This window comes from Carnobacterium sp. 1290_CSPC, from assembly GCF_001053265.1.
GTDB lineage: Bacteria > Bacillota > Bacilli > Lactobacillales > Aerococcaceae > Aerococcus > Aerococcus urinaeequi.
This window is the reverse complement of sequence record NZ_JVVG01000062.1, coordinates 1-1,681: the sequence shown is the minus strand read 5'-3', so window position 1 is coordinate 1,681 and position 1,681 is coordinate 1. Positions and strand designations below refer to the sequence as shown.

At 36.0% G+C, this 1,681-nt stretch carries 1 protein-coding gene and 1 pseudogene; both read right to left on the bottom strand.

Features of this window, described 5'->3' with window-relative positions; translation table 11 throughout:
* Window positions 1-467: 467 nt before the first annotated feature.
* A pseudogene (locus AC973_RS05510) lies at window positions 468-857 on the bottom strand (HAD-IC family P-type ATPase); the annotation flags it as partial.
* Between the two features lie 83 nt (window positions 858-940).
* A complete protein-coding gene (locus AC973_RS05505; RefSeq protein WP_048728320.1) occupies window positions 941-1,378 on the bottom strand; it encodes a GNAT family N-acetyltransferase in 438 nt (145 codons plus the stop codon).
* Window positions 1,379-1,681: the final 303 nt, after the last annotated feature.

Here is a 1,681-nt window from a genome sequence, read left to right as displayed (position 1 = left end):
ATTTTTATAAAGATATAGAAAAATACACTCCCACTACTGAACAAAAAAGTTCATAGTTTTTGGGAGTGTATTTTTTTGAGAGACCTTTTGTCCCAGCCTCAATGGCGCCAGTTCTTGTCGTCAATGATGCCCACTTTTTTTCGTTAAGGAAGATACTTTGTCTATTGAGAAATCACGAGAAATTTATGTATCGTATATTAAATTTTTTTAGTAAATTATGAAGACTTTTATATATCGTAAATGCTTTATCTTTTAAATCTATTTGGAGAAAATATAACCAGTGATACTAAGGGATACAGCGATTAAAAGACGAGAAAATACTGTGTATTTATGCGGGTAAGACGAGAAAATACTGTGTATTAAACGAACTGCATTAATTTTTTTCGTCCTTTGGTGTATACCAAAAAATAGAGAAATCTCCCCCCCCCGTCCGAATACCCATTTTATAAAGAGCATACTCTATACGCTTATTTTTTTTTCAAGAACTCAAAAAAGCGGAAAATCCCAGATTTAAAAATCTGAGTTTCCGCTATAGACATATTCATCCATTCGCTGAAGAAGACGCTGGTCAACAAGACCAACACTACGCCAACTGCAATCACGATATTTTGTTTCATATTATTTGCGGTGGCTTTTACTAATCCTAATGCGTGAGGCAAGTTGCTGAAGTTCGAGTTCATTAAAACGACATCAGATGTTTCAATTGCTACGTCCGTTCCGCTTCCCATTGCGATGCCAATGTCTGCTAAAGCTAAGGACGGACTATCGTTAACGCCATCTCCAACAAAGGCTACAATTAGACCACGTTGTTGAAGTTTTCCGATATAAGCCGATTTGTCTTCCGGCAACATGTGGCCACTTTAACTGGGGTGACAAGAGGCGACTGGGTGGTTTGGAGGGTGGCAAGCCCTCCGAGGTCTTTTTTCTATTATTTTCTTAATTATAATTCGAGCTCCATCATAAATCCGTCATTTGATTCTATAAATCCATTTTTTTTATAGAATTTTACTGCTGATTTTCCACCGGTAATTAGAAAAATTCTATGTATTTCATTATTTTTCATTAAATTAGAAACGGAATTTATTAATTGTTTTCCAATACCAGAACCTTGGTGGCTAGGAATGACGTTAAATTCGTCAATACAGAATTGATCCATATTACTAAAATAATAGTCAATTCTGCCTATACACATTGCCAATATTTTATCGTTATTTTCGATAACGTATCCTCTAGAATTGAATCCACTCATTGTTGCTTTAATTCTAAGTAGAGCTTCTTCTTTAGTCCATTTATTATGCCATGGTGCTCCTGCATAAGCTGCGACTAAATTTTCAGCGCAATTATTATAATCTTCACTTGTAATTTCTCTAAATTTCATAGATAAAGGCTCCAATCTTTTTAGCATATTATACACAAGTTTTGGTTTTGAGATTCTTTTAGGGTCTTTTTTATAAAATGTGGAGGAGTGAAAAAAATGGTGTCCACTATAAGTCGAAGGGGGTTTTTATTTTAGTTTGAGGTTTACACGCCTACTATTTTGGTAGGGCAGCAAATCGTCAAACAGGTATCAGCTAATTGACCCGATGGGGTCACTGACACTCGGCTTGAAAAAGCCGAATTGAGCCGTCTGCAAGACCCCTCGGCGAGCCCACCTTTACGAAGTAAAGTATAGTGGGTTATA